Genomic DNA, 25,979 nt, shown 5'->3' on the forward strand with positions numbered 1-25,979 from the left:
TACTTTGGCTCTTTTTTCACTACCGATATATTGAATGTTTAGAAAGGTCTATAATTACCACGCTAGTATTGAGATTTACGCGACAGAATGGTACATTACTATTCTGTATCCAATGAAACCTTAGCACTTACATTCAATATATATCCGTTTTTTTATGAGTTTTCATGTCTAGCGTAAACGGCTTATATTCTCTAGTTATAGGCCGAGTATATTAGCTTTTAGGACATGGGTACCGAGCTTCGCGACTTACAAATAAGCCCTCTACTTAGTAGGTAGACTTATTTTATTATAGAAAGTACCCCAAAATCCGGCACCGCACCGCCACCATTGTGATGAGGCGAGTCGCGCTACATGATTTTATCTTTCGTGGTAAATGGTGGGCTTTTAACGTATGCAGGTTTTCTTAGAAAGGGTCTGAAGGAAGATGTCTAACACTTGGCAGGAATTGCTTCCTGTTGATCGATATACCGTTTCGTCGACAGGGTTGCTCAACGATTATGATCGTAAAGTAATGACGTTGCTGTATCAACCACTTATTGGTCCGATTTGCACTAGTTTATACATGACATTATGGAGTGAGTTGGAAGAGAATCGACTTTGGTCCCAATCTTCTTTGCATTACAACTTAATGAACACCATGGACTTGAACTTAAATGAAATCTATCATGCAAGGAATAAATTAGAAGGAATCGGTCTGTTAAATGTGTACCGAAAAAAAACAGAAGAAGGAAAACAATTCATTTATGAGCTGAATCCACCATCAACACCAAAGCAATTTTTCAATGATGGGATGTTGAATATCTATTTGTTTAAAAAAATAGGCAAGGTTCATTTCAATCGTTTGAAGAATTTTTTTAGTGATGAAGTGATGCCAACCAATGAATATGAACAAGTCACGAAGAGTTTTACTGATATTTTTGCATCGGATCAACAGACATCTTTGTATGTGTCAGATGAAGGCGAAGAAGAATTAAATCTTGAACCAGAAAAACGTTTTATCGGTCGACATGAAGGCAAAGAACTTGAAGGGTTTAAGGAAGACTTTAATTTCGATTTATTGTATTCTGGGGTAAAACCATCTCAAATCACTCGTAAAGCTTTCACGCCGAATGTTCAAGAGACGATTGCCAAGCTTTCGTTTTTGTATGGGATTGATGTACTAGATATGCAAAAGCTCGTCATTAGTGCTGCTGATATCAACAATGAAATTGATATCGAAACATTACGGAAAGCTGCGCGGGATTGGTACCAAATTGAATCGCAAAATCAATTGCCAACTTTAATGGACCGCGTGCAGCCAGAGCGAAATCGAACACAAAAGAGTGAGCCAAAAACAAAGGAAGAAGAATATATAAGGCATCTTGAAACGACTTCACCAAGAGAGCGACTCAAACAGCTTTCTGGTGGAGCTGAACCGACAAAGGCTGATTTGCAAATTATTGAGGGAATTCTTTTTAATCAAAAATTAAACCCTGGTGTTGTAAATGTGTTAATTGAATATGTGATGTTGAAAACCGATATGAAGCTAACGAAAGCCTATATGGAGAAAATTGCCTCCCATTGGACCAGGAAAAAAGTAATAACTGTTAAGGATGCAATGGAGCTCGCCAAAAATGAACATCGTCAATATCAAGAATGGGCTAAAACGAAAAAAGAAGGCAAAACGGCAACGAGAAAAGCGACTCGAACGGAAGTTGTTCCTGAGTGGCTGAATAAAGAGAAAAACAGTGAAAAAGAAAAGAAAATAGAAACAGAAACAGAAACGAAACTGAATGATCAATCAGCGGAACGGCTACGTAAGATTGAAGAATCATTAGGAATTTTGAAAGACAGGGGGTGAGGCATACATGGAACGAATCAACAATGCCTTTAGCAAGACGACTAATACAAGTAAGTTCAAAAAGCAATATGAAGAGTTGAAAAAAGAAGTGCTTAGTGATGAGCAGATTCGTCTGTTTTTGAATGAAAACAGCTCGCAGATTTCAGAAGAAATGCTAGATAAGAGCGTAATGAAGTTGTATGAATTTACCACTCAAAGTAAGCAGTGCCAAAAATGCCCGAGCCTAGGTGAGTGCGTAAATTTATTACAAGGCTTCCATCCAAAGCTTGTTATTCGGCGCAATATGATTGATCTAAATTATGAAGATTGTCCGCGTAAGGTCATGAATGATAAAAAGCGGAAATTAGAGAAGTTGATTCAAAGTCTCTATGTTCCCAAAGACATTCTTACAGCAACAATGGAAGATTTTTACCGTAGTGATGCATCTGAGAACAGAATTGATGCGGTGGAGAAAGCGATGGCCTTTATTATGGATTATAAGCCAGGAGAAAAGCAGAAAAGCTTGTATTTGTATGGGGAATTTGGCGTTGGGAAAACGTATCTGCTTGGCGCGATTGCCAATGAACTTGCTAAGAAGGAGATTTCTTCATTGCTTGTGTATGTTCCGGATTTTCTAAGAGAATTGAAGGGATCATTCACGGACAATACGTTTAATGACAAGATTGACATGGCTAAAAAAGCGCCTGTCCTTATGTTTGATGATATTGGCTCAGAGTCCATGACAAGCTGGGGTAGGGATGAGGTAATCGGCCCTATTTTGCAATTCAGAATGCTTGAGAACTTGCCGACTTTTTTTACGTCTAATTTTAACTTTACCGAGATGCAGACACATTTAACTTTCTCACAGCGCGGCGAGAAGGAAGAAGTCAAAGCGGCTAGAGTCATGGAGCGAATTAAATATTTAGCAGAACCATTTTTATTAAAAGGAAAAAACAGAAGACATTGATTTCGTATGAAGGACATAGGGCGGGTCTGCGCAACTTACTAATATAGCCAAACCATTTATCAGGGATACTGATTTTATTTAGAAAGGAACCAAAATGATGGCTCCGCACCGTCATCATTGTGATTAGGCGAGTGTAGTGTGTTACAATGATTGGTCCTTCATAGTAAATGGTGGCGCATTAAAGCCATATCGGTTTTGTATGAAAACAAAAGGGTCAGCCCCCACATCTACTATATATCGTTTGGAGACAAGCCAATGATCCGATAAACGCTATATAGAGTGTGAGGTCAGATCCTTTTTTAGTAGCACGTAGCACGCATTAACGGGCAGTAAAACCCTCACCTCAAGGCTTGAGGAATCGAAGAAGTGTAGGTGGGGGGAACTGCCCGTAAAAGCCCGATTGGTGAGATGCAGTGAAACTTACCGCTGTGCTCTTCAGTGGTTTAGTTGAGGCCCACAGGATGTGGGTCACACAGACGAAGACATGAGGACGCGGCGTACTTAGTCTGTGATTCATTGAATCGGGTTTACTGTCGTTTGATCGAAGCGTTTGCTGCGATCTTAGCGACAGTAGAACGGGACTAACAATCAGTGGGGGGGAAGAAAACCCCACTGATTGAAGGTTCACTTTATGGTAAATGGTGGCGTTTTAACGCCGTTTGGGTTTTGAATGGAAAATCACTTGATTTTCCTTTAAGGTTTACTTCTAAAAAATAGGCTTATCCCATATACATAGAAACAAAGCGTTTCGTATAGGGGGGGTATCGTTGGTACATATCTATTTTCAAGATGATACAGAAGCACATAAATGGCTCCAATTCGTATCTGTCCACCCTTTAGGGGCAGAACTGCATTCATATATACAATTTATTTCGGAAAAAGGGATCGTTGTTACGTTAGAAGAGCGGCATTTGGTTGACATTCATCGGTTATTAAGTGATGTGTTTTATACGTTTTTAATAGAAGAAAAGCTGAGAGATGGCCTTGAGCAAACGATTCGCGAAAAATTTTTATTTGAAGAACAGGAAGAAGTGGATGCGATTCTTGACATTGCCTCTTCCATCGTTGAAGGAGAGATGAAGGCGGATTCAAGTAAAGAGTTTAAGGAGGCAAAAGCCGCGATTGCTGAAGCTATTCAAGTCGTGCTAATTGAAGAGAAGTCCTTTTCGTTTGAATCCATTGCCATGTTTCGGTTGAAGGAGTTCTTTGAATATTTGGAGCATTATGCAGGGCTAGCGATTGATGAGTATAAACTTGAGCAAGATTATCAAAGCTTTATTGCCACTTTACGTGACTTTCTTAATAAGCGGCAGTCTCAATTACCAATCATTCATCTAGTACATCAAGAAAGCTTTGCTTTTTTTGATGAATCTTTTCGCAAGCTGGAAAAAGAAGACTTCCAGAGAATGATGGATCGAAGATTATTGGGAGGATATCCGATTTATATCGATTCAACTGCACTCGCACCGCTTATTTCGATTGCACCAGAGCGATTATACGTCTATACCGATGAGGCGGAAGATGGGCTTATTCAAACGATTCGGCGTGTGTTTGAAGAACGGACCGTTATTCGGCCAGTTCAATCTTTCAGAGGTACTCATAGCTAATTTTAAGAAACTTCATGAACTTATTTTTAGCAATCCTTGATTTTCTTTGAATAACCCGATATAATTTCCTACATACTAACATTTATTATAATGAAAAGTAATGATGAGGACATGGGTATTCTTACATTTCGGTTTTAAAGAGAGGGAATGCAAAGCTGAGAGCTTCCTAACACGAACAGAACACTTACCACCTCTAAACTTCAGTTAGGAACGCGTGTAAACGCAACTATTAGCTGACGGGAAGCTGCCGTTACCAAGCTACGAGTGTCATTTGGCTATGAAAAGCTGAGTGAAACGAGGGTGGAACCGCGGGTTAAATAATGATTATTAAGCTCGTCCCTGTTTTTATACAGGGGCGGGCTTTTTTGTGTTTTCCGCAAGAATACGACAAATTTAAGGAGTGAACGAGTATGTCAGAAGTAGTGAAAATAACTTTCCCGGACGGAGCAGTGAAGGAGTTTGCCAAAGGCACAACAACAGATGATATCGCAGCATCTATCAGTCCAGGGTTAAGAAAAAAGGCAATCGCAGGTAAATATAATGGTGAAATGTATGACTTAAAACGTCCAATTGAAGCAGATGGTTCGATTGCGATTATTACCCAAGACAGTGAAGAAGCACTAGAAGTTCTTCGTCACAGTACAGCTCACTTAATGGCACAGGCGATTAAACGTCTATTCAAAAACGCTAAATTCGGTGTTGGTCCGGTTATTGAAGGTGGATTCTACTATGATGTTGATCTTGAAGAATCACTAACACCAGAAGACTTGCCGCTAATAGAAAAAGAGATGAAGAAAATCGTCAATGAAAATCTTGAAGTCACTCGTGTTGAAGTGAGTCGTGATGAAGCTATTTCACGTTTTAAGGAAATTGGTGACGAGTATAAATTGGAGTTGATCGATGCGATTCCAGCCGATCAACAAGTAACCATTTATGAACAAGGTGATTTCTTCGATCTATGCCGTGGCATTCATGTACCGTCAACAGGGAAGATTAAAGAATTCAAATTGCTAAGTATTGCTGGCGCTTATTGGCGAGGAAACAGCGACAACAAGATGCTCCAACGTATTTACGGAACAGCTTTCTTCAAAAAAGAAGACTTGGCTGAACACCTACGTTTGCTTGAAGAAGCGAAAGAGCGTGACCACCGTAAAATAGGCAAAGAATTGAGCCTATTTACAAGTAACCAATTGGTCGGCCAGGGACTGCCGTTATGGCTTCCAAAAGGTGCTACAATTCGTCGAGTGATCGAACGATATATTGTCGATAAAGAAGCGAGTCTTGGCTATGATCACGTGTATACTCCCGTTATGGGAAGTGTCGATCTTTACAAAACTTCCGGACACTGGGAACACTACCAAGAAGACATGTTCCCTGTTATGGATATGGATAATGAACAGCTCGTCTTGCGTCCGATGAACTGTCCGCATCATATGATGATTTATAAAAATAGCATTCATAGCTATCGTGAACTGCCAATCCGAATTGCGGAACTCGGTACACAGCACCGTTATGAAATGTCTGGGGCTCTATCAGGGTTGCAGCGTGTTCGCGGGATGACTTTAAATGATGCACATATTTTCGTTCGTCCTGATCAAATTAAAGAAGAATTTAAACGTGTAGTCAACTTAATTCTTGAAGTGTACAAAGATTTTGATCTAAACGATTATTCTTTCCGTCTTTCCTATCGTGATCCACAAGATACAGAGAAGTATTTCGATGACGATGCAATGTGGGAAAAAGCACAAGGCATGCTGAAGGAAGCGATGGATGATCTTGGTCTTGATTATTATGAAGCAGAAGGCGAAGCAGCATTCTACGGTCCTAAGCTTGATGTTCAAGTTCGTACTGCTTTAGGTAAAGATGAAACATTGTCAACTGTTCAATTAGACTTCTTACTACCGGAACGTTTTGATTTAAACTATGTGGGTGAAGATGGTAAACAACATCGTCCCGTTGTTATTCACCGTGGCGTTGTATCTACAATGGAACGTTTTGTTGCATTCTTAATCGAAGAATATAAAGGGGCTTTCCCAACATGGCTATCACCGGTTCAAGCGCAGGTGATCCCAGTTTCTCCTGACGCACATCTTGATTATGCAAAAGAGGTTCAGGATAAGCTAAAAGCCGCAGGGATCCGTGTCAACCTTGACACACGAGACGAGAAAATTGGCTACAAAATTCGTGAAGCACAAATGCAAAAAATTCCGTATATGCTCGTTGTCGGTGATAACGAAGTAAAAGAAGGCAGCGTAAACGTTCGTAAATACGGCGAACAAAAATCCGAAACAGTTTCATTCGAAGACTTCGTGAAAGCTATTAAAGCCGAAATAAATCGCTAAATAGAAGGGTCTGATCTCGTACGCTATCCAGCTTTTCTTAAGCTGGAGCAAAAATGCGGGGTCTGACCCTTCTTATCTTATTTTGTATGCGGAACGCTCTAACCTGATTATTTTTTGATACGGATTATTTGTGTAGCCGCCATTTATGGACTACTATGTAGGTTATAATATGGTATACTAGGAGTTGTTCGTGTGAATCAAAAGAAGAAATTCACCACCCTTTTTGGTCCTACATTCCTTGCAACGCTTATTTTGTTACTGCTTCCGGATTATCGGCAGTGGGCGATTATTCCAGTCCTGCTGTTTTGGCTTGTCTTTTTTGTCTGGGAATCGATCGATAAGAAAAAAGCCAAGAACACAAATTAACAAAATTAGCGGGGAGTCCTTAGGATAGGTCCACCAGTGGGTCTGACCCTTTGTTTAAAATATTTCAAAGAAATGTATTGCAAAATTAATGGGAATTTGATAAGATAATTTTTGTTGTTGAAAAGCAATTTAAGCATTTGACAAATCATCAGTGTTTATGTTATATTTTCTAAGGTAAATTGAATACTTGTTTTGAGTAAAAGAAGAAGCACCCGCTTCTCACCTAATTGACGCAATATGCTGTCGGTAGGTCATGATTTGATTATTTGGATTTATTCTACTTAGTCTATCAGTGTGGGTGTTATTGCATCCGCACTTTTTTGTTTGTTTAATAATGCAAGTACAAATCATGAGGCGAAAGAGATAGCCTAAAACGTGTGTATTCTTTCTTTTAGCCCAAACGATTGTATTCGCTAAATATCCTTGGAGGTGGCTAACTATTAGTAAAGACGCGATGGTAAATGAGGGCATCCGCGCCCGTGAAGTTCGACTTATCGACCAAAACGGAGAGCAACTTGGAATTAAAACAAAATTCGAAGCGATGGAAATTGCCGCTCGTGTAAATCTTGATTTAGTTATAGTTGCTGCGAATGCAAAGCCTCCGGTAGCCCGGATTATGGACTACGGAAAACACCGCTTCGAGCAACAAAAGAAAGAAAAGGAAGCTCGTAAAAATCAAAAAGTCATCAGCTTGAAAGAGGTTCGTCTGAGCCCAACAATTGATGAACATGATTTTAACACAAAGCTTCGCAATGCAATTAAATTCCTTGAAAAAGGCGATAAAGTAAAAGCCTCTATCCGTTTTAAAGGACGCGCAATTACCCATAAGGAAATTGGACAACGTGTATTGGATCGTTTCTCTGCAGCTTGCAAAGAAGTTGCGACAGTTGAATCGCATCCAAAAATGGACGGACGAAGCATGTTCTTAGTTTTAGCACCAAAAATCGAAAAGTAACTGTAATGAGGAGGAATACCTTATGCCTAAAATGAAAACTCACCGCGGATCTGCAAAGCGTTTCAAGAAAACTGGATCCGGTAAACTTAAGCGTTCACACGCTTACACAAGCCATTTATTTGCTAACAAATCCACTAAAGCTAAACGTAAACTACGTAAAGCTGGTCTTGTAAGTAAAGGTGACTTCAAACGTATTCGTCATATGCTAGACAATATTAAATAAGTTCGATTTATCGAGTTAAATAGGAGGGAAATAACATGCCACGTGTAAAAGGCGGTACTGTTACTCGCAAGCGTCGTAAAAAGGTATTAAAATTAGCTAAAGGTTACTATGGTTCTAAACATACTTTATATAAAGTAGCTAACCAACAAGTTATGAAGTCAGGAAACTATGCTTTCCGTGACCGTCGTAACAAAAAACGTGATTTCCGTAGATTATGGATTACACGTATCAACGCTGCTGCACGCATCAACGGTCTTTCTTATAGCCGTTTAATGCACGGTCTAAAGCTTGCTGGTATCGAAGTAAACCGCAAAATGCTTGCTGACTTAGCAGTTGCTGACGATAAAGCATTTGCTCAATTTGCAGACGCTGCAAAACAACATTTAAACAAATAAGATCAAATTGATCTAAAACGGCCATTCTCGGACTTCGAGAGTGGCTTTTGTTTTAGGGGAGAGGAGCAAGAAATGGAAACTGCACTTATCATTTATTTATTGGCAATCAATGTGGCAACATATATTACAATGGGACATGACAAGAAAAAAGCTCGAAACCGTGAGTATCGTATCAGTGAACAAACATTGTGGCTGTTAGCTTTCTTTGGAGGCGCAACAGGAGGTTATGTAGGGATGAAACATTACCGCCATAAAACGAAGCATGTTTCTTTTAAACGGGGATTTCCGATTTTAATGATTATTCAAGTGGCGATGGTAGCTTACTGGTTCTTAAAATAAAGCCATTGATTTTTGCTGCTGTCTAAAGGTATGTGAAACTGAGGAGTTTACACCAAACATATTGGAATACATAAATTGTCATATGTGGCAGGAGAAACGTATATGTTTGTAAGAGCAGGACGAAGCAGCAGAGAGGGGATTCCCATTATGAATCAAGAACTCGTTATGCTCGTGAGTATTATTCAGTCAGGGACGATATTTGCGCCAGTGCTCTTTATTCTATTTCATGTGGCAAGGCAGGTATTATTTATTCCCGTCGCAGTCGTTTGTATGACGGGCGGGTTATTATTCGGTCCACTTGCCGGGACGATTTATTCGATCATTGGTCTCACGTTATCTAGTCTTGTCTTTTACGGAGTGAGCTGCAAAGTTCCGAAATTGACGGCGCGCTTGTTTAAAATGAAAAATAAACTGTTTGGGCATCGAAAACTCAATGTTAAACAAATCACTGTGCTTCGTCTGATCCCTTTTGTCCATTATCATATGCTGTCTCTTTGCTTAATGGAATTGAAAAAAGGATGGAGAGCATATGCTTCCGCCTCCTTTACAACCAATATCCCACTTGCCTTCTTCTATACAGTGTTCGGTCATTATATCCGTGCGTTTAGTCCGACACTCATTGTCCTTATCCTATGTTCATTCACGTTATTAGTCTATTTAATGAGAGAAAAACAAACAGTGATTAAGTGGCAGGAATTTTTTCAAGTAGGAAACTAAAAATGAAGTGACGATTTCTCAAAGGCTGTTCTCATAACGAAAGGGTCAGAACCACACACAAACTGGATCTGACCCTTTTTAGACTGGATTAGCTTTTAAGTTATCGATATTTATAAAACAAAGAAACAAGGAATAAACTCATCAAGGTTGAATCGATTATTCTAACAACGACTATGCCGTAACTCCTAATCGAAACATAGTCGATGAGAAACCATACGATCACAGATAATATTGTGAGAAGGAAGATAGACGACCAAAAAATGAATTTTTGTTTTGGATACACTTCAAGGTTTTTCCGCTTATTTTGCGAATAGGCTCTGAAATATAGATAACCTATGATCATCATAATTCCAAATAATGTACTGCCATGTTGTAAAAATTTATATAAAGGTATGTCTAATCTATAGACACTAAACATGTAATTAAATATCGGGAATTTCATCACCATAAATCCATTCATATGAGTGAAAGAATCCCATATGACGTGAGTAAGCATGCCAAACAACGCCGAATAACAAAAAACGATTATTTTCAATAGTTGACTAGCATCAGACTTTTTCGTATATGAATCTTGTAGAAAACCGGGCAAATGATTAACTAAAGTTTGGTGGATGAAGAAATGATAGATCAAGTAAATGATTGTAACCAATGGGAGATTAAAGTAAAGAAAGCCAAAAAAAGTATGGCCAAATTCTCCAGAAGGCTGCCCTCTTAAGAAGTATTCAAAATCAGGAGCCATACTACCTAAAACCATAGCTGAAAAATTAATATAATTGCTTTTTCTTGAGAAAGGCAGTACAGCTGCTGGATGAGCAAAAGTTAATGGCATATGTATTCACCTTATATTTTCTATTCAAATTATGGACATTAAAACCGCTAACTTTAGCCTATCATAGCTTAAATGAGTTTAAAATAAGCAGCTTTCACTTATTATGTCAAATCACCTTTTTAGGATAATAATAGAGATATAGCGATTTAAACGTTGATCAATAAAAACATTCATGAGCGTCTGCTCTAAAGGGAAACGATGAAAAAGGTTCAGTACTCAAATTGTATCACCTTAAGAAGGTGGCGGTGCTCAGCTGATTTTGCGAAGCCCCGCCCCTTTTCTACAGAAAAACACATAGCGACTTTTTGTGAGTGCCATGTGTTTTTGATGCTAATTTCTTCTTAAATATAGTTAATATCTCTTCTATTCCAAAAATTCCTTAATCGGACTTTTCCAGTCAATAATGGCCTGCGGGTACCGTTTTTTTACCTCTGACTCAATAAACTGAAAATCCTTGCGCTCCATTCCTTTTAACGAGCTCGTATTTCTCGGCCAGATGAAAATTGAAATGACTTCAAAAGCTTGTACAGTTGTCCCGAGATATTTTTCACCTTCAAATAGAACTCCTTTATACGTCACAACAAAGTTTTTTTGGATGTTGTTCGGATCATCGAGAAAGAAAAACTTACTATGTTCCTGTGCAAGCTCCAATTTCCGTTTTGGACTGACAATATATTTAATCACAGTATAGATGAGAAAAATAATCAAAGCGAACAAAAGCAGGCGAATGAACAATACCATGGAGATTCCTCCTCATACATTTTCCCTTATTTACGCATGGACAAGAAAAAAGTTTCACTAATTTCGATAAAAGTTTATTCTTATAAAAATGGATAAAATTGTTTGTGATAGATCGCTAACCATGTTACACTAAAATTGTACCAAATGGTAGGTATAAATCACTGTACACAAATAGGGAGGATGTTGAACATGAATTTTTATCAAAAAGAAAATTTAAGAAACTTAAATCAAGTAAAAGATTTAGCTCCTGAACAATTACAGGCCTTTTCTGAATTTAACAGTACGGTCTTTCAAGAAGGGGCGCTGTCAATTAAGGAAAAGGAAATCATCGCAGTGGCGATTGCACATGTCACAGAATGCCCATATTGTATCGACAGCCATACCAAAAAAGCCAAAGCTGTAGGTGTGACACTTGAAGAACTAGTTGAAGCTGTATTTGTCGTATCTGGTATTGAGGCTGGAGGAGCAGTAACGCATAGCACACATATCGATAATGCTTTAAGTCAAGAAGCCAGTGATTCATTATATAATCGGTCTAACCTTAAAAAGCTTGGACAATTGCAAAAAGGAGCTCCTGAAGGTTTTAAAGCGTACTCTAAATTTAGTGCAACAGCAATGAAAGAAGGCAAGTTAAGTGCCAAATTCAAAGAAATCATTGCTGTAGCTGTTGCACATGCGACACAATGTCCATATTGTATTGATGTTCATGCTAAAAATGCAGAAAAACTTGGCGCTACTAAAGAAGAATTATCAGAAGCAGTGCTCGTTACTTCAGCTTTACTTGCAGGCGGAGCGTATGCCCATATCGCCAATTTAATTCAAAGCTATGGGGAATAATTATTGAATCAAATAGTGAAGCACATCATCTAAGATTAAACAGCGAAAAAGGTGTGAATATATGTCTAAAAAGCAAGAAATTATTACAATCTCAAGAGGGATTATTCATTCTAAAGGATACCAAGCCACTTCAATTTCTGATATTCTCAAAGCAGCTTCGATTGGCAAAGGGCAATTTTATCATTATTTTTCATCGAAATATGATCTTGGACTAGCTGTTGTAGAAGACGTAATTCAAGATCTAGATCAACAGTTGATAAATGAAATCTTTCATTCAAAGGAAAAAGCGAAGGCAAGATTAAATAAAATGCTTGATTGGAATCTTGCCTCTCATACTGAATCGAAAAGTAAGCTTGGCTGTGCTGTTGGTAATTTAGCGATTGAGATGAGCGAACACGATGAAACATTTCGAGTGAAAATTAAAGAGTTTTTTGACAAGTGGATTTCTGAGGTAGAAACTGCATTAACAGAAATGGTCAAAGAAAATCAATTAGCTCCAACAACAGATTGTAAAAAAGGTGCCCAAGCCATCGTTGCCATGATTGAAGGCGGGATCCTCTTAATGAAGAATCAGCAAGATCTTGAGATTTTGACCCATGTGATGGAAATGATTCGCAAACAGTATCATCTTATTTAAACAAAAAAAGACCCTACTCGGTCTTTTTTTTGTAATCGTATAGAACGCTACTGTCAGATCAGTAGCTATTCACTAGTATTATTGCTTGTGGTCAGAACCCGTTTTTTTAACACCTTTACTACTATAAGGTTTGGCACTCTTGGCTTTGTTGGCACCAGCTTTCCAACGATTCCAGCCCTTCTTGTCAGTACCTCTTCCTGTTCCACCTTTAGCTTTACTCATATAATCACTCCATATTGTTGTAGCCTTTAGTTTAAAGTCATTGGCTAGTTTTGCCCACTTTTGTCCCACGCTTAACGGGCAGTAAGACCCCCACATCAAGATTCTGAGCATGCAAAAGAAGATAGGTGGGGATCAAACTGCCCGTAAAGGTCCGATTGGTTCAACTAACCACCAGTGGGGGATGAGGAAAATCCCCACTGGTGGAAGTTTCACTTTATTAGTAATCAAGCATTAACTATACAATATAATGACAGATAGTTATACACTTTTTTACACAAGCTTAGAAAGTTCTTGAAGTTGTATAATGGCGGCAGAACCCTCCGTAGTTCGTAACGCTTCGCATATCTTTCGTTTTGTTTCATAATAAAAAAGGTATCTCCTTCAGGGAATATGCTATAGTAAAACCATACAAAACCTGTATGGCGTTACAACGCCATATTTTGCCCTTGAAGGATCATTATGTAGCACGCGAAACTCACCTAATTACAATGGTGGCGGTGCGGAGTTGGATTTTGGTGTACTTACTAAATATTATAAGTTAACCTATAAAGAAAATTGGCTATATTAATAAGTCGCGAAGCCCCGTCCCTATGTCCTTCAATCAAACCACTTATGAAAGTTGGAACGAATCATGAATATCACAAAACTATTTGAGATGCAAAAATCACTTGATCGGCATATACAAGAAAAGCACAATCTCCATGCAGAAGACCTAATTGATAAAAAAATCCTCGCTTTATTCGTTGAGTTGGGTGAATTAGCAAATGAAACACGTTGCTTCAAATTTTGGAGCCTAAAGGGTCCATCGGAAAGAAAACTCATTTTAGCTGAATATGTAGATGGCGTTCACTTTATCCTTTCACTGGGCATTGGTTGTAATTTGCAGATAACGAGCGTTGACGTGAAAGTAGGGCAATCTAGTAAAGAGAATGATGTAACGGCTCAATTTCTGAACATATATGCTTCTATTCAATCATTTAGTATGGAACAATCTCAGGAAAACTATGAGACCATGTTTACAGATTATCTCGTTCTCGGGAATATGCTTGGTTTTTCTGGAGAAGACGTGGAACGGGCGTATGTCGAGAAAAATCAAATCAATTATGATCGGCAGAAACAAGGATATTAATGCGTGAAATGAATGGTGATGTACTATAATAAAGAATAGTGTCCATACATAAGGAGGAATAACAATGACTCATTTAGATGAAACGTTAACGATGCTAAAAAGTTTAACGGATGCAAGAGGAATTGCTGGCAATGAAGGAGAAGTCCGTCAAATCATGAAAGAATATATCGCCCCTTTTGCTGATGAAGTGACGACAGATCATCTAGGTAGCTTGATTGCGAAGAAAACAGGACAAGAGGGCGGGCCAGAAATCATTGTAACTGGCCATTTAGATGAAGTAGGCTTCATGATCACCCAAATTGATTCAAAAGGCTTTCTGCGCTTCCAAACAGTTGGTGGCTGGTGGTCACAGGTCATGCTCGCCCAGCGTGTAACAATCGTGACAAGAAAAGGCGATGTTACAGGGGTAATAGGTTCAAAACCACCACATATTTTAAGTCCTGAAGCAAGAAAAAAACCTGTAGATATTAAAGATATGTTCATTGATATCGGCGCATCAAGTAAGGAAGAAGCAGAGGAATGGGGAGTAAGACCGGGAGATATGGTCGTGCCGTATTTCGAATTTACTGTGATGAATAACGAGAAGATGCTCCTTGCCAAAGCATGGGATAACCGAATTGGCTGTGCGATTGCCATTGATGTCTTAAAGCAATTAAAAGAAACCGAACACCCAAATATTGTTTACGGGATTGGAGCGGTTCAAGAAGAAGTCGGATTACGCGGTGCCAAAACATCCACGTTTAAAATTCAGCCAGACATCGGCTTTGCGGTTGATGTCGGGATTGCTGGGGACACGCCTGGAGTTACGGATAAAGAAGCGCTAAGTAAAATGGGGGAAGGACCGCAAATCGTCCTTTATGATGCAAGTATGGTTTCTCATAAAGGACTTCGTGATCTTGTAACAGATACGGCTGATGAAATGAAGATTCCATATCAATATGAATCAATGCCTGGAGGCGGAACAGATGCGGGATCGATTCATGTGACGGCAAATGGTGTTCCAGCGCTTGCAATTACGATTGCGACTCGCTACATCCATTCACATGCGGCCATGCTTCACCGTGATGATTATGAAAACGCGGTTAAACTAATTGTAGAAGTCATTAAAAAGCTGGATCGCAAAACAGTTGATGCGATTACTTATGGCTAAGATTTGTTGCTGAACAAAGCAGGTACCTTCGGGTTTCCTGTTTTTTGTTGTTTAGCGTACGATCTGAAATTGATTAATAATCTGTCTGTCCACAATTTGAAAACGGCTGATATGTTTAAAGAATGATGTTTCGGGAATAGATAATTATAAGATACTTTCAAGTTTCATCTATTTGAAGGAGGAAGAATAATGGTCAAGAAGAAAAGAACAGCGTCAACGGTTCAAAAAAACCTCGAAACGGAGATAGAAGAAGCTGGAAATGTGCAATTGGATGAGGATGATAACCCAATCATGAAAGATGAATATTTTCAGAATCGGATTAATACCGATCATTTATAAGCGAAAGAAAAGCAATAGCCAAGTAACGGCTATTGCTTTTTTAAACCAGTTTCTAAAGATTGTAGCATTTCGGTTTTTTCTTCCTCTGATGCATGTTGCCAAATGATTTCAAACAACACACCAAGTCCAGGTAGCATTTTTTCTTCGCCCTTTTGAATGGCTTCGACGATCGTATCTTCTAACTGATCCTGTGTATTCCCTGCTACGTTGTGAATAATTGCATTTCTTAAATTCAAGTTCATATTGAACCCTCCCATCACCATAATTGTCCACTTCTTTAGTATGGAACAAATCGAATGAAAATATGTAGCAAAGGGCGAAATGCGTTATAATAAGATCTAGTGAAAAAATGAAGGAGCGTTTACCTTGAAATATATTGAGTCCGTCAAAAATCAAAAAGTAAAGCAATGGAAGAAATTATTAACGAAAAAAGAGCGTGAACAAACAGGTACATACCTGATCGAAGGGTTTCATCTTGTTGAGGAAGCACTAAAAGAAGGCGATATTGTTCGTGAAGTGATTGTCAGCATTGAAGCTGTCATTCCTGGGAAATTTAAATTAGAAGGAACAGAAGTTACGTATGTGACAAGTGAAGTGTTGCATGCGATTTCCGATACAGAAACACCACAAGGAATTGCCGCAATCTGTGATCAAAAAAAGATCCGTTTCGAAGACCTTTCACCGAAAAAAGTGCTGTTAATCGATGCTGTGCAAGATCCAGGTAATATTGGGACGATGATTCGAACAGCTGACGCAGCAGGGATTGATGCGGTTATTCTTGGGGAAGGCTGTGCGGACGCTTATAATCCTAAAGTGATTCGCTCGACTCAAGGAAGTATTTTTCATATGCCTGTCCTAAAAGGAAACCTAACAGAAATCATCGGTACATTGAAGGAACAGAATATTCCGGTCTATGGCACTGCCTTAGAAAAAGCAGTTTCCTATGATCAAGTAGAAAAGTCGGAAACATTTGCTCTGCTTGTAGGCAATGAAGGACAAGGTGTTGACAAAAAATTGCTAGCACAAACGACGCAAAATCTCTACATTCCGATTTTCGGGAAAAGCGAATCATTGAACGTGGGGATCGCAGCGGGGATCTTGATGTATCACTTACGGAAATAGGGTTCTGGCGCGACCCGAGAACTGGCGCGATTCGAGACGAAACCGGCGCGAATCAAGGCGGAACCGGACGCGATCAGAGGCAAGTCCGGAGCGCAAACTCGGATTCCGGATCGAAAAGTTGTAGAATAAATTTGAATTTGAATCTCGGGTTGTTTTATATTATAATTAAAGCTAAATTTCATAATGAAAAAGACTATGACAGAGAAGAGTAGCATCGTATCATTCATCCAGGAAGAAAATGCCTTAGACTGCAAGCATTTTTATGATTATGTTGATGTGAATTCACCTCTTGAGTCGGCATCGGGATACAGATAAACCTGTTGAAAGCTGCATCGGCAAAAAGCCGTTATCTGTAATGAAGTGAGTGCTTATTTTTATTGGCGCTAATAAGGGTGGTACCGCGATACATAAACCTCGTCCCTTTCTAGGGATGGGGTTTTTTTGTGTTTATTTTTAAACAATAAAGGAGGATATATGATGCAGGAACGTTTACAAGAACTGCAAGCTGAAGCGTTGCAGAAGGTTGCCGAAGCTTCTGAATTAAAGGAATTGAATGACATTCGTGTCGCATATTTAGGGAAAAAAGGACCAATCACGGAAGTGTTACGCGGAATGGGCAAGCTTTCAGCTGAGGAACGCCCAAAAATGGGAGCGTTGGTGAATGTTGTCCGTGAAGAGATTGCCTCAAAAATCGAAGAAAAACAGCAGGTGCTTGAAGAGGCAGCTGTCCATGCCAAACTAGCTGTTGAAAGAATTGATGTGACATTACCGGGACGTCCGGTTAATAAAGGAAATCATCATCCGTTGACGCGTGTCATTGAAGAAGTGGAAGACTTATTTATCGGAATGGGCTACACGGTTGCGGAAGGTCCGGAAGTTGAAACAGACTTTTACAACTTTGAAGCGTTGAATTTACCAAAGAGCCATCCAGCACGTGATATGCAAGATTCCTTCTATATTACAGAAGAAACATTGATGCGAACTCATACGTCTCCAGTGCAAGCAAGAACGATGGAGAAGCATAAAGGGCAAGGGCCGGTTAAAATTATCTGTCCGGGTAAAGTATATCGTCGTGATAATGATGATGCGACTCACTCGCATCAATTCATGCAAATTGAAGGACTAGTGATTGACGAAAACATCTCAATGAGTGATTTAAAAGGAACGCTTGAAGTGTTTGCGAAGCAAGTATTCGGCAAAGAACGGGAAATTCGTCTGCGTCCAAGTTTCTTCCCATTTACAGAGCCATCGGTTGAAATCGATATTTCTTGTAAAATTTGCGGCGGCAAAGGTTGCAGCGTTTGTAAAGGAACCGGCTGGATCGAAGTACTCGGCGGTGGAATCGTTCATCCGAATGTTTTGGAAATGGCAGGATTTGACTCGAAGAAATATTCTGGGTTTGCGTTCGGTATTGGTGTAGAGCGTATTGCCATGTTGAAATACGGCGTAGACGATATTCGTCATTTCTACACAAATGATGTCCGTTTCCTAACTCAATTTAATCGCCACGAATCTTAATAATTTATTTAAAGGAGGAGCAATCCATGTTTGTTTCATATAAATGGCTGCAAGATTATGTCGATCTTTCTGGCATGACAGCAACAACGCTTTCAGATAAGATTACCAAAAGCGGCATCGAGGTTGAAGGAGTAGAAAAGAAAAGTGAAGGTCTTAAAGGGGTAGTCATTGGCCACGTACTAGAACGTGAACAGCACCCAAATGCCGATAAACTAAATAAATGTTTAGTCGATGTTGGTGGTGAAAGCCCAGTTCAAATCATCTGCGGTGCGCCGAATGTTGATAAAGGACAAAAAGTGGCAGTCGCAACGGTTGGGGCTGTGCTTCCAGGCAATTTCAAAATTAAGAAAGCGAAATTACGCGGTGAAGAATCGAACGGCATGATTTGTTCACTTCAAGAGCTTGGCATTGAATCAAGATTGATTGCAAAAGATTATGCCACAGGAATTTTCGTCTTCCCGAATGATGTAGAAGTCGGCCAAGATGCGCTTAGTGTTTTAGGACTTGACGATGAAGTACTTGAATTAGGCTTGACACCGAATCGTTCGGACTGCTTGAGCATGCTTGGTGTTGCTTATGAAGTAGGTGCCATCTTAGGTCGTGAAGTAAAATGGCCGGAAATCACCAAAGAAGAAAGCGCTGAAAAAGCAACAGATTTCATTCAAGTAAAAGTGGAAGCATCTGAAGATAATCCATTATACGTTGCGAAAGTCATTAAGGATGTGAAAATTGCACCATCACCACTTTGGATGCAAACACGCTTGATGGCAGCGGGCATTCGTCCACATAACAATGTCGTCGATATCACGAATTATATTCTACTTGAATACGGACAACCACTCCATGCATTTGATTATGATCGTCTAGGTTCAAAAGAATTAGTCATTCGTAAAGCGCATGCTGCTGAAAAAATTACGACATTAGATGATGTAGAACGTGAACTTGCAAGCGATCATCTTGTCATTACAAACGGAACAGAGCCAGTTGCGATTGCTGGTGTAATGGGTGGAGCGAATTCTGAGGTGCAGGACGATACAACAACAGTCATCATTGAAGCGGCTTATTTTGCTGGAACCGTTGTCCGTAAAGCATCAAAAGACCATGCGTTACGCAGTGAATCAAGTGCTCGTTTCGAAAAAGGCGTCGACCCGAATCGCGTTCGAGAAGCGGGAGAACGTGCTGCACAGTTGATCAGCCAATATGCTGGTGGCACTGTGTTAGAAGGGTCTGTTGAAGTCGATACACTGACAATCGAACCAGCTGTCATTTCAATTACTCTTGAAAAAATTAACAAATTGCTAGGGACAAGCATGACGGTTTCTGAAGTCGAGTCGATCTTCACTCGTTTGCAATTCGGAGTATCAGTAGATAATGAGACATTTACCGTAACTGTACCGACCCGTCGCGGTGATATTACGATTGAAGCCGATTTAGTTGAGGAAGCAGCTCGTATGTATGGCTATGATAATATCCCAACAACACTGCCAACTGGAACGGTTACACCAGGCCATTTGACTGATTATCAGCAAAAACGCCGCAAAGCACGTCGTACGCTTGAAGGTGCTGGGCTTTATCAAGCGATCACCTACTCATTAACAAGCAAGAATAAAGCGACTCAATATGCATTGGACGTTCGTGAGTCTGTTGCATTGGCGATGCCGATGAGTGAGGAACGTAGCCAGCTTCGCCTAAGCATTGTTCCTCAACTATTGGAAGTCGTGAAATACAATAATGCCCGTCAGCTTGATTCACTAGCTCTTTATGAAATCGGTTCTGTCTTCTTGAAACAAGATGGAGAACAACTTCCTGAAGAACGCGAACATGTAGCTGGAGCAATAACAGGTCTATGGGAATCAAACCCATGGCAAGGCGAGAAAAAATCAGTTGATTTTTACGTAGCAAAAGGCGTGCTTGAAGCATTATTCGATACACTAGGATTGACAGAGCAAATCGATTACCGTCAATCTGAAAAAGAAGGCATGCACCCGGGACGCACGGCAGAAGTCTTACTGAATGGTGATGTAATTGGCTTCGTCGGTCAAGTTCATCCAACAGTCCAAAAAGAACTGGACTTGAAAGAAACGTATGTTTTCGAACTATCTTTCAAAGCGATGGCAGAAGCGGCTGTTGCACCGATCCAATACAGCGCAATCCCACGTTTCCCATCGATTACACGTGACATTGCCCTTGTTGTAGATGCAACAACCGTTGCGGGTGATATCCAAAAAATCATCGCAGAAGCAGGCGGAAAACTTCTTAAAGAAGTAAGTATCTTTGATTTATATGAAGGCGAACGCATGGAACCAGGTAAGAAATCTCTTGCGTATTCGTTGAAATATTTCGACCCAGAGCGCACGCTAACTGACGAAGATGTGACGAAAGCACATGAAAAAGTATTAGCAGCGGTGAAAGAAAAAGCTGGCGCTGAATTAAGAGGATAATTGTAAACAAAGCAGCCTTCCGAATGAAGGCTGCTTTGTTGTTTTAAGGAAGGAGTTGTGCGTAACTAATTAGCCAAAATTGATTAGTAAAAGTAAAGATGGATTATGAATATAGTTCGATGATGTATAATAAAGTTTGATTAAAATCCTGTATTAATTTCCACTTTTTTTGTTCTGGTCGATGTTGTAAAACTCAAGGATGTTACTCCACAAAAAGGCATTTAATTGAGTAACGCTCACTGAACTAAATAACATAATCTCCTTTGGGAGAAGTGTGTTAAAATTCATAATAAACCAATTGGGGGTATATTATGTTTGTACATAAAATTGATGAGGACTTATCTTTAAAACTAATGGATATAAGAGATGGGGAAAAGGTCTTTGAATTAACAAATAATTCAAGAGAATATCTTAGAGAATGGCTTCCTTGGCTAAATACTACAACAAAACTTGAAGAAACAATAGAGTTTATCAAAATAACTTTAAAGGGTTTCGCTGAAAATAAGAGCTTGAATACAGTTATTTTATTTAAAGGGACAATTGTTGGAGTTGCAGGTTACAATAGCATAAATTGGTCAAACAAAACAGCATATATCGGTTATTGGCTTGGCGAAGAATACCAAGGAAATGGAATTATGACCAAGGTGGCGAAAGCATTGACTGATTATGCTTTTACTGAGTTAAACCTTAATAAAGTTGAGATTAGGGCTGCGGTTGGTAATAAGAAAAGTAGAAGTATTCCTGAAAGATTAAACTTTGTAAATGAAGGATCTATTAGACAAGCAGAATGGTTATATGACCATTATGTTGACCACGCTGTTTATGGGGTTTTGGCAGAAGAATGGATTAAAAAATAGATAAACTTTTATCCCGCATTAACGGGCAGTAAGATCCCCACCTCAAGGCTTAGAGGAATCGAAGAAGCGTAGGTGGAGGACAACTGCCCGTAAAAGCCCGATTGGTGAGATACAGTGAAACTTACCTTTGTGGTCTTCAAAGGTTTAGTTGAACCAATCGGGTTCGTAGTGTCGCTTTACCGAAACGGAGTGGAGGTATTAGCGACACTAGAACGGGACTAACAATCAGTGGGGGTTGAAGAAAGCCCCCACTGATTGAAGTTTCACTTTATTATGTTAACGGGCTGTTAGTTGAAAAGAATTAATTGATTTTAAAGCAGAGGTCATATTTAGTAGTTATTCCAGAAAAGGGTGCAATTGTTCAGCAACACAGGTAGAGAATGATCTAATTGAATATAATTCAAAGCTTGTTTTGATCCATCTTTTTTCAAAACAAGCTTTTTCTATTTGCTTTTTTATTTCAAGGTTACAGTAAAAGTTGAATAAAAAAACAGTATGAATTGGTTCATATATCCAGTGTGAATGAGTAAAATCTCAAAAATAAAAGGCCCAACCCTAAAAGCCGGGGACTACCCTCTATTAATATTTCTTCCGATATAATGCCTTTGCTTTTTCCGTATTAGCAAAATGAACCTTCGTAAATTCATTCAACGCATCAATCCCTTTTTCATGAATAAGCCGTGCTGCTGCTTCATCTACTGCGTGGCCTGCGCCTTTGGGAATTTTGAATCCAGCTTTTTCACTCAATTTGTCAAAATACTTTACAAATGCATAGCGTGCTAAAATGGAAGCTGCTGCAACACTGAGGTGAATGCCTTCTGCTTTCGTGCTCAAATAAGTATTTTCCGCTTGAAACAGTTCTTGTCCCTTTAAATAGTTAAAAAATACATCGGGTTGGGCAAATTGGTCAATGAAAACAGCTTCTGCCTGTTCGGGTGAAATCTTATTAATGACATGCTTAATCGCTTGGTTGTGCAGTAAAGCTTTCATTTTTCCTTGTGACATGCCGCTAGCTTGCAAGGCATTGTACTTCGGATTGTCACATGTGAGCAGGGAAAATGGCACAACATCTTTAATCTGCTTGGCAATGTCAATGATTTGCGGATCTTTTAGATTTTTCGAATCTTGAACGCCTAATTCTTTTAATAGGGCTAGCTGCTCTTTTTTTGCATAAACAGCGACGACCGTCATTGGCCCGAAGTAGTCGCCAGTGCCAACTTCATCAGAGCCGATTATAGACATGGTACTGATATGGGCAGGTGGTGAATAACGATGTTGGGTGACAGAAGTCTTTTTTTTAGCAGCAGGAATCGCAACTTTTGCGTCGCTAGACCATTTCTTTGCTTCAACTTCTGCGGATGCACCTTGGAATAGAACTTTCCCCGACTTATAGGCAGTCACGGTACACTGCGCCGATTTAGCCATAAAAATACTTCCCGGCGGTGTTTTATCAGATAGGGAAGTTTGGTAATGTCCCTTCAATTTGTTCATTTGAGCGGTGGAAAGTGTTAATACAACATTCGACATAAGTAAAGACTCCAATTCTTTATAGTTTTATATATGTAAGATCATTGTGTATTTTGTTTGTTAAGACCTACGAGCTCTTTCGCGTGCCTCCGCTTTTACTATTTCCAGCTCTAGGCACTATCTGCTCGCCATTTGTTTGTCACCGATAATCGGGCACCTTCCGCCTTTCTTGCTTTCATGACAGAAAACTTCATGATATGATAGAAATTAGGATTTTTCAGATTGGAGGCATCAGCTTGTCGAGTGAAAATAAAAATAGGATAACAGTTGATATATATGGACAGCAATATACAATCGTGGGTGAGGAGAGTTCAGGCCATATTCGATTAGTTGCTTCGATGGTGGATGATAAGATGCGTGAGATCAACTCCAAGAATCCTTATTTAGATACAAGTAAGCTTGCTGTATTGACAGCTGTGAATGCTATGAATGATTATATAAAAATAAAAGACGAAATATACCAGCTAGAACTGGAATTAAAGAAAGTAAAGGACTGAGTACATGTTAGACTTGGCGATTTTGGCCATTCTCTTAATTGGATTTTTAGTTGGCTTGAGACGGGGGTTCATTTTGCAGCTCATTCATTTGACGGGCTTTTTTGTCGCTTTTGCCGCGGCTTATACGTACTATGATGAACTCGCCCCGAAACTAACCTTATGGATTCCGTTCCCATCTATGAGCGGTAATTCAGAAACAATGAATATGTTTATCGGTCAAGCAAACCTTGAAGAAGCTTATTACCGTGCAATTGCATTTGCGATCATCTTCTTCGCTACGAAGTTAGTGTGGCAGCTATTTGGCTCAATGTTGGACTTCATATCGAACCTACCAATCTTGAAGCAGTTGAATCGATGGGCTGGTGCGATTTTAGGTTTCGCTGAAGTATATCTTATCATGTTTATTCTATTATACATAGCTGCATTACTGCCAATGGCCAACGTTCAGGACGCGCTGAATGGCTCGTTCATGGCGGATCTCATCGTAAAAAATACCCCCTATCTTTCGGGGAAAGTAACAGAGTTGTGGTTTCAATATGTAGCTGCATAAAGTGAAACTTCTATCAGTGAGGTGTAGTTTCCCACTGATGGTTAGTTGAACCGGAATAAAGGCTGCAAGTTCTTTAGATGGCCTTGTGTCATCTTTTTTTAAGAATTCGCGTTGGAAGGGTGAGGAACCATGTCAATCAATAAAAAAGACATCATTAAACTATTAGAAAAAATAGCAATCTATATGGAGCTAAAGGGTGAAAATCCATTTAAGGTATCAGCGTTTAGAAAAGCGGCAGCTGCACTTGAAACAGACGATCGAAGTTTATCATCGATAAGTAATTTTACAGAATTAAGTGGAATTGGCAAAGGAACTGCTGCTGTGATTGAGGAATATATCAATGAAGGGAAATCGACTGTTCTAGAAGAACTGCAGGAACAGGTGCCAAAAGGATTGGTGCCATTGTTGCAACTTCCAGGACTTGGTGGCAAAAAAATTGCCAAGCTACACAAAGAACTGCAAATTCGGGATATACAAGAGCTGAAGGCAGCGTGTGAAGAGGGGAAAGTCCGCGGACTTACTGGGTTTGGCGCGAAGACAGAAGAAAAGATTCTTACCTCGATTGCTGAAGTAGGTTCCAGGCCTGATCGTCTCCCACTTGCTTTCATGATGCCAATAGCAATGGATATTGAGACATCGCTTGAAAATATGACAGATATCATCCGTTTCTCGAGAGCTGGCAGCATCCGTCGCATGAGAGAGACGATTAAAGACATTGATTTCATTATTTCATCGAACAACCCTGAGAAGGTGAAGGAACAACTACTTTCCTTGCCTGCCATTAAACATGTCATTGCAGCAGGTGATACGAAAGTGTCCGTAACACTTGATTACCAATATGATGTGTCGGTGGATTTTCGGATTGTAACAGATGCTGAATTTATTACAACGCTGCACCATTTTACCGGATCAAAAGACCATAATGTGCGAATGCGTCAGTTAGCGAAAGATCGTGGCGAGAAAATTAGTGAATATGGCGTTGAAAATATGGAGACAGGTGAGATTCTTACCTTTGATTCAGAAGAAGCCTTCTATGCCCATTTCGATCTGCCGTTCATACCACCGGAAATTCGTGAAGATGGAACAGAAGTGGAAGGGTACACGGATAAAGAACCACTTGTTTCCCTTGGAGATATTAAAGGGGATCTCCATATGCATACAACCTGGAGTGATGGAGCTTATTCCATTGAAGAGATGGTTGAAGCGTGCCGTGCTAAAGGCTATACATATATGGCGATCACCGATCATTCCCAATATTTAAAAGTTGCCAACGGATTAACAGCTGAACGATTACGGGAACAAAAAGAGATCATTCACGCTTTAAACGATAAATATGATGATATTACTATCTTATCAGGAATCGAAATGGATATTTTGCCTGATGGATCTCTCGATTATGAGGATGAATTGCTTGCCGAAATGGATCTTGTCATTGCTTCGATTCATTCAAGTTTTTCACAATCCAAAGAGAAGATCATGGAACGACTAAGAAACGCGATGGAAAATCCCCATGTGGATATCATTGCCCATCCAACAGGCCGTTTGATTGGGAAACGTTCTGGATATGAAGTCGATATGGACCAATTAATCGAACTCGCGGCAAAAACAAACACCGCACTAGAACTGAATGCTAATCCGAATCGATTAGATCTTGCTCCTCCTTATTTAAGAAAGGCACAAGAAGCGGGCGTAATGATCGTGATTAATACGGACGCACATAATTTTGATATGCTTGAACATATGGCAGTAGGCGTCTCTTCAGCGAAAAAAGGCTGGGTGAAACTTTCTTCCGTCTTAAACGTAAAAGAACCAGACGAACTACTTGCCTTTTTAAACAGAAATGATTAATTGAC

27 protein-coding genes and 2 other annotated features are annotated in these 25,979 nt (G+C 39.6%); of the genes, 22 read left to right on the forward strand and 5 right to left on the reverse strand.

Annotated features, from left to right (window positions below):
* The first annotated feature begins 424 nt into the window (after positions 1-424).
* From ACIQZI_RS02900 to ACIQZI_RS02945, 10 genes are all read left to right on the forward strand, one after another.
* Positions 425-1,840, forward strand: coding sequence for a replication initiation and membrane attachment family protein (locus ACIQZI_RS02900; RefSeq protein WP_403069168.1), 1,416 nt, complete (start codon positions 425-427; stop codon positions 1,838-1,840).
* A gap of 7 nt (positions 1,841-1,847) precedes the next feature.
* Complete coding sequence (gene dnaI / locus ACIQZI_RS02905; RefSeq protein WP_403069171.1) at positions 1,848-2,786, forward strand: primosomal protein DnaI; 939 nt, start codon at positions 1,848-1,850, stop codon at positions 2,784-2,786.
* A 767-nt stretch (positions 2,787-3,553) separates the two neighbouring features.
* On the forward strand, positions 3,554-4,393 hold the full coding sequence (gene ytxC, locus ACIQZI_RS02910; protein WP_062176912.1) for a sporulation protein YtxC: 840 nt from the start codon (positions 3,554-3,556) through the stop codon (positions 4,391-4,393).
* Positions 4,394-4,803: 410 nt separating this feature from the next.
* Positions 4,804-6,735, forward strand: coding sequence for a threonine--tRNA ligase (gene thrS, locus ACIQZI_RS02915; protein ID WP_403069176.1), 1,932 nt, complete (start codon positions 4,804-4,806; stop codon positions 6,733-6,735).
* A gap of 192 nt (positions 6,736-6,927) precedes the next feature.
* Positions 6,928-7,101: a hypothetical protein gene (locus tag ACIQZI_RS02920; RefSeq protein ID WP_403069179.1), complete on the forward strand. Its 174-nt coding sequence runs from the start codon at positions 6,928-6,930 to the stop codon at positions 7,099-7,101.
* A 194-nt stretch (positions 7,102-7,295) separates the two neighbouring features.
* Positions 7,296-7,429: a sequence feature (ribosomal protein L20 leader region), on the forward strand.
* Positions 7,430-7,555: 126 nt separating this feature from the next.
* The gene (infC, locus tag ACIQZI_RS02925; RefSeq protein WP_062176917.1) at positions 7,556-8,056 is read left to right on the forward strand and encodes a translation initiation factor IF-3; all 501 of its coding nucleotides are present in this window, start codon (positions 7,556-7,558) and stop codon (positions 8,054-8,056) included.
* A gap of 22 nt (positions 8,057-8,078) precedes the next feature.
* Entirely contained in the window at positions 8,079-8,279 is a 201-nt protein-coding gene (gene rpmI, locus ACIQZI_RS02930) for a 50S ribosomal protein L35 (protein WP_049682546.1), read from the forward strand.
* A 35-nt stretch (positions 8,280-8,314) separates the two neighbouring features.
* Positions 8,315-8,674 carry a 50S ribosomal protein L20 gene (rplT, locus tag ACIQZI_RS02935; RefSeq protein WP_062176920.1) on the forward strand — a complete coding sequence of 120 codons (360 nt, stop codon included), beginning with the start codon at positions 8,315-8,317 and terminating at the stop codon, positions 8,672-8,674.
* A 72-nt stretch (positions 8,675-8,746) separates the two neighbouring features.
* Positions 8,747-9,013 carry a DUF1294 domain-containing protein gene (locus ACIQZI_RS02940; RefSeq protein ID WP_403069184.1) on the forward strand — a complete coding sequence of 89 codons (267 nt, stop codon included), beginning with the start codon at positions 8,747-8,749 and terminating at the stop codon, positions 9,011-9,013.
* Positions 9,014-9,115: 102 nt separating this feature from the next.
* Positions 9,116-9,730: a TVP38/TMEM64 family protein gene (locus ACIQZI_RS02945; RefSeq protein ID WP_403069187.1), complete on the forward strand. Its 615-nt coding sequence runs from the start codon at positions 9,116-9,118 to the stop codon at positions 9,728-9,730.
* Between the two features lie 100 nt (positions 9,731-9,830).
* Here the strand turns inward: ACIQZI_RS02945 and ACIQZI_RS02950 are convergent, their stop codons facing one another.
* Positions 9,831-10,559: a DUF4184 family protein gene (locus ACIQZI_RS02950; RefSeq protein WP_403069190.1), complete on the reverse strand. Its 729-nt coding sequence runs from the start codon at positions 10,557-10,559 to the stop codon at positions 9,831-9,833.
* Positions 10,560-10,922: 363 nt separating this feature from the next.
* Positions 10,923-11,300 carry a hypothetical protein gene (locus ACIQZI_RS02955; protein ID WP_062176929.1) on the reverse strand — a complete coding sequence of 126 codons (378 nt, stop codon included), beginning with the start codon at positions 11,298-11,300 and terminating at the stop codon, positions 10,923-10,925.
* A 189-nt stretch (positions 11,301-11,489) separates the two neighbouring features.
* On the opposite strand from ACIQZI_RS02955, the gene ACIQZI_RS02960 reads away from it, so the two are divergent.
* Both ACIQZI_RS02960 and ACIQZI_RS02965 read left to right on the forward strand, forming a co-directional pair.
* Complete coding sequence (locus ACIQZI_RS02960; RefSeq protein ID WP_062176931.1) at positions 11,490-12,137, forward strand: carboxymuconolactone decarboxylase family protein; 648 nt, start codon at positions 11,490-11,492, stop codon at positions 12,135-12,137.
* A gap of 61 nt (positions 12,138-12,198) precedes the next feature.
* On the forward strand, positions 12,199-12,774 hold the full coding sequence (locus ACIQZI_RS02965) for a TetR/AcrR family transcriptional regulator (RefSeq protein ID WP_062176934.1): 576 nt from the start codon (positions 12,199-12,201) through the stop codon (positions 12,772-12,774).
* A 78-nt stretch (positions 12,775-12,852) separates the two neighbouring features.
* On the opposite strand, the gene ACIQZI_RS02970 is transcribed toward ACIQZI_RS02965, so the two are convergent.
* On the reverse strand, positions 12,853-12,996 hold the full coding sequence (locus ACIQZI_RS02970) for a DUF3934 domain-containing protein (RefSeq protein WP_082674954.1): 144 nt from the start codon (positions 12,994-12,996) through the stop codon (positions 12,853-12,855).
* Between the two features lie 619 nt (positions 12,997-13,615).
* Here ACIQZI_RS02970 and ACIQZI_RS02975 point away from each other — a divergent pair.
* The 3 genes from ACIQZI_RS02975 (at position 13,616) to ACIQZI_RS02985 (ending at position 15,614) form a co-directional block, all read left to right on the forward strand.
* The gene (locus ACIQZI_RS02975) at positions 13,616-14,125 is read left to right on the forward strand and encodes a dUTP diphosphatase (protein WP_403069196.1); all 510 of its coding nucleotides are present in this window, start codon (positions 13,616-13,618) and stop codon (positions 14,123-14,125) included.
* Positions 14,126-14,189: 64 nt separating this feature from the next.
* The gene (locus ACIQZI_RS02980; RefSeq protein WP_403069199.1) at positions 14,190-15,275 is read left to right on the forward strand and encodes a M42 family metallopeptidase; all 1,086 of its coding nucleotides are present in this window, start codon (positions 14,190-14,192) and stop codon (positions 15,273-15,275) included.
* Between the two features lie 189 nt (positions 15,276-15,464).
* The gene (locus ACIQZI_RS02985; RefSeq protein WP_403069202.1) at positions 15,465-15,614 is read left to right on the forward strand and encodes a hypothetical protein; all 150 of its coding nucleotides are present in this window, start codon (positions 15,465-15,467) and stop codon (positions 15,612-15,614) included.
* A 29-nt stretch (positions 15,615-15,643) separates the two neighbouring features.
* Here the strand turns inward: ACIQZI_RS02985 and sspI are convergent, their stop codons facing one another.
* Positions 15,644-15,856 (reverse strand): small acid-soluble spore protein SspI, encoded by a 213-nt coding sequence (sspI, locus tag ACIQZI_RS02990; RefSeq protein WP_062176947.1) that lies wholly within the window; start codon positions 15,854-15,856, stop codon positions 15,644-15,646.
* A gap of 124 nt (positions 15,857-15,980) precedes the next feature.
* Here sspI and ACIQZI_RS02995 point away from each other — a divergent pair, with 124 nt between their 5' ends.
* The 4 genes from ACIQZI_RS02995 (at position 15,981) to ACIQZI_RS03010 (ending at position 21,552) form a co-directional block, all read left to right on the forward strand.
* Positions 15,981-16,736 carry a TrmH family RNA methyltransferase gene (locus ACIQZI_RS02995; RefSeq protein WP_062176950.1) on the forward strand — a complete coding sequence of 252 codons (756 nt, stop codon included), beginning with the start codon at positions 15,981-15,983 and terminating at the stop codon, positions 16,734-16,736.
* Between the two features lie 186 nt (positions 16,737-16,922).
* Positions 16,923-17,161 (forward strand) — a binding site (T-box leader).
* A gap of 52 nt (positions 17,162-17,213) precedes the next feature.
* Entirely contained in the window at positions 17,214-18,254 is a 1,041-nt protein-coding gene (pheS, locus tag ACIQZI_RS03000; RefSeq protein WP_403072005.1) for a phenylalanine--tRNA ligase subunit alpha, read from the forward strand.
* 26 nt (positions 18,255-18,280) lie between these two features.
* The gene (gene pheT, locus ACIQZI_RS03005; RefSeq protein ID WP_403069207.1) at positions 18,281-20,695 is read left to right on the forward strand and encodes a phenylalanine--tRNA ligase subunit beta; all 2,415 of its coding nucleotides are present in this window, start codon (positions 18,281-18,283) and stop codon (positions 20,693-20,695) included.
* 311 nt (positions 20,696-21,006) lie between these two features.
* A complete protein-coding gene (locus tag ACIQZI_RS03010; protein ID WP_062176957.1) occupies positions 21,007-21,552 on the forward strand; it encodes a GNAT family N-acetyltransferase in 546 nt (181 codons plus the stop codon).
* 579 nt (positions 21,553-22,131) lie between these two features.
* Here the strand turns inward: ACIQZI_RS03010 and rnhC are convergent.
* The gene (gene rnhC, locus ACIQZI_RS03015; protein ID WP_403069211.1) at positions 22,132-23,079 is read right to left on the reverse strand and encodes a ribonuclease HIII; all 948 of its coding nucleotides are present in this window, start codon (positions 23,077-23,079) and stop codon (positions 22,132-22,134) included.
* 236 nt (positions 23,080-23,315) lie between these two features.
* Here rnhC and zapA point away from each other — a divergent pair, with 236 nt between their 5' ends.
* From zapA to polX, 3 genes are all read left to right on the forward strand, one after another.
* The gene (gene zapA / locus ACIQZI_RS03020; RefSeq protein WP_062176962.1) at positions 23,316-23,576 is read left to right on the forward strand and encodes a cell division protein ZapA; all 261 of its coding nucleotides are present in this window, start codon (positions 23,316-23,318) and stop codon (positions 23,574-23,576) included.
* A gap of 4 nt (positions 23,577-23,580) precedes the next feature.
* On the forward strand, positions 23,581-24,126 hold the full coding sequence (locus ACIQZI_RS03025) for a CvpA family protein (RefSeq protein WP_403069215.1): 546 nt from the start codon (positions 23,581-23,583) through the stop codon (positions 24,124-24,126).
* A gap of 129 nt (positions 24,127-24,255) precedes the next feature.
* Positions 24,256-25,974: a DNA polymerase/3'-5' exonuclease PolX gene (gene polX / locus ACIQZI_RS03030; RefSeq protein WP_403069218.1), complete on the forward strand. Its 1,719-nt coding sequence runs from the start codon at positions 24,256-24,258 to the stop codon at positions 25,972-25,974.
* Positions 25,975-25,979 lie beyond the last annotated feature (5 nt).

This window comes from Peribacillus sp. NPDC096379, assembly GCF_044762875.1.
In the GTDB taxonomy this organism is placed as follows: domain Bacteria; phylum Bacillota; class Bacilli; order Bacillales; family DSM-1321; genus Peribacillus.

Coding starts and splice junctions, on each gene's coding strand:
- ACIQZI_RS02900 (WP_403069168.1), top strand. CDS start 425: ATGTCTAACACTTGGCAGGAATTGCTTCCTGTTGATCGATATACCGTT.
- dnaI (WP_403069171.1), top strand. CDS start 1,848: ATGGAACGAATCAACAATGCCTTTAGCAAGACGACTAATACAAGTAAG.
- thrS (WP_403069176.1), top strand. CDS start 4,804: ATGTCAGAAGTAGTGAAAATAACTTTCCCGGACGGAGCAGTGAAGGAG.
- infC (WP_062176917.1), top strand. CDS start 7,556: ATGGTAAATGAGGGCATCCGCGCCCGTGAAGTTCGACTTATCGACCAA.
- rpmI (WP_049682546.1), top strand. CDS start 8,079: ATGCCTAAAATGAAAACTCACCGCGGATCTGCAAAGCGTTTCAAGAAA.
- rplT (WP_062176920.1), top strand. CDS start 8,315: ATGCCACGTGTAAAAGGCGGTACTGTTACTCGCAAGCGTCGTAAAAAG.
- ACIQZI_RS02940 (WP_403069184.1), top strand. CDS start 8,747: ATGGAAACTGCACTTATCATTTATTTATTGGCAATCAATGTGGCAACA.
- ACIQZI_RS02945 (WP_403069187.1), top strand. CDS start 9,116: ATGTTTGTAAGAGCAGGACGAAGCAGCAGAGAGGGGATTCCCATTATG.
- ACIQZI_RS02950 (WP_403069190.1), bottom strand. CDS start 10,559: ATGCCATTAACTTTTGCTCATCCAGCAGCTGTACTGCCTTTCTCAAGA.
- ACIQZI_RS02955 (WP_062176929.1), bottom strand. CDS start 11,300: ATGGTATTGTTCATTCGCCTGCTTTTGTTCGCTTTGATTATTTTTCTC.
- ACIQZI_RS02960 (WP_062176931.1), top strand. CDS start 11,490: ATGAATTTTTATCAAAAAGAAAATTTAAGAAACTTAAATCAAGTAAAA.
- ACIQZI_RS02965 (WP_062176934.1), top strand. CDS start 12,199: ATGTCTAAAAAGCAAGAAATTATTACAATCTCAAGAGGGATTATTCAT.
- ACIQZI_RS02970 (WP_082674954.1), bottom strand. CDS start 12,996: ATGAGTAAAGCTAAAGGTGGAACAGGAAGAGGTACTGACAAGAAGGGC.
- ACIQZI_RS02980 (WP_403069199.1), top strand. CDS start 14,190: ATGACTCATTTAGATGAAACGTTAACGATGCTAAAAAGTTTAACGGAT.
- ACIQZI_RS02985 (WP_403069202.1), top strand. CDS start 15,465: ATGGTCAAGAAGAAAAGAACAGCGTCAACGGTTCAAAAAAACCTCGAA.
- sspI (WP_062176947.1), bottom strand. CDS start 15,856: ATGAACTTGAATTTAAGAAATGCAATTATTCACAACGTAGCAGGGAAT.
- pheS (WP_403072005.1), top strand. CDS start 17,214: ATGCAGGAACGTTTACAAGAACTGCAAGCTGAAGCGTTGCAGAAGGTT.
- pheT (WP_403069207.1), top strand. CDS start 18,281: ATGTTTGTTTCATATAAATGGCTGCAAGATTATGTCGATCTTTCTGGC.
- ACIQZI_RS03010 (WP_062176957.1), top strand. CDS start 21,007: ATGTTTGTACATAAAATTGATGAGGACTTATCTTTAAAACTAATGGAT.
- rnhC (WP_403069211.1), bottom strand. CDS start 23,079: ATGTCGAATGTTGTATTAACACTTTCCACCGCTCAAATGAACAAATTG.
- ACIQZI_RS03025 (WP_403069215.1), top strand. CDS start 23,581: ATGTTAGACTTGGCGATTTTGGCCATTCTCTTAATTGGATTTTTAGTT.
- polX (WP_403069218.1), top strand. CDS start 24,256: ATGTCAATCAATAAAAAAGACATCATTAAACTATTAGAAAAAATAGCA.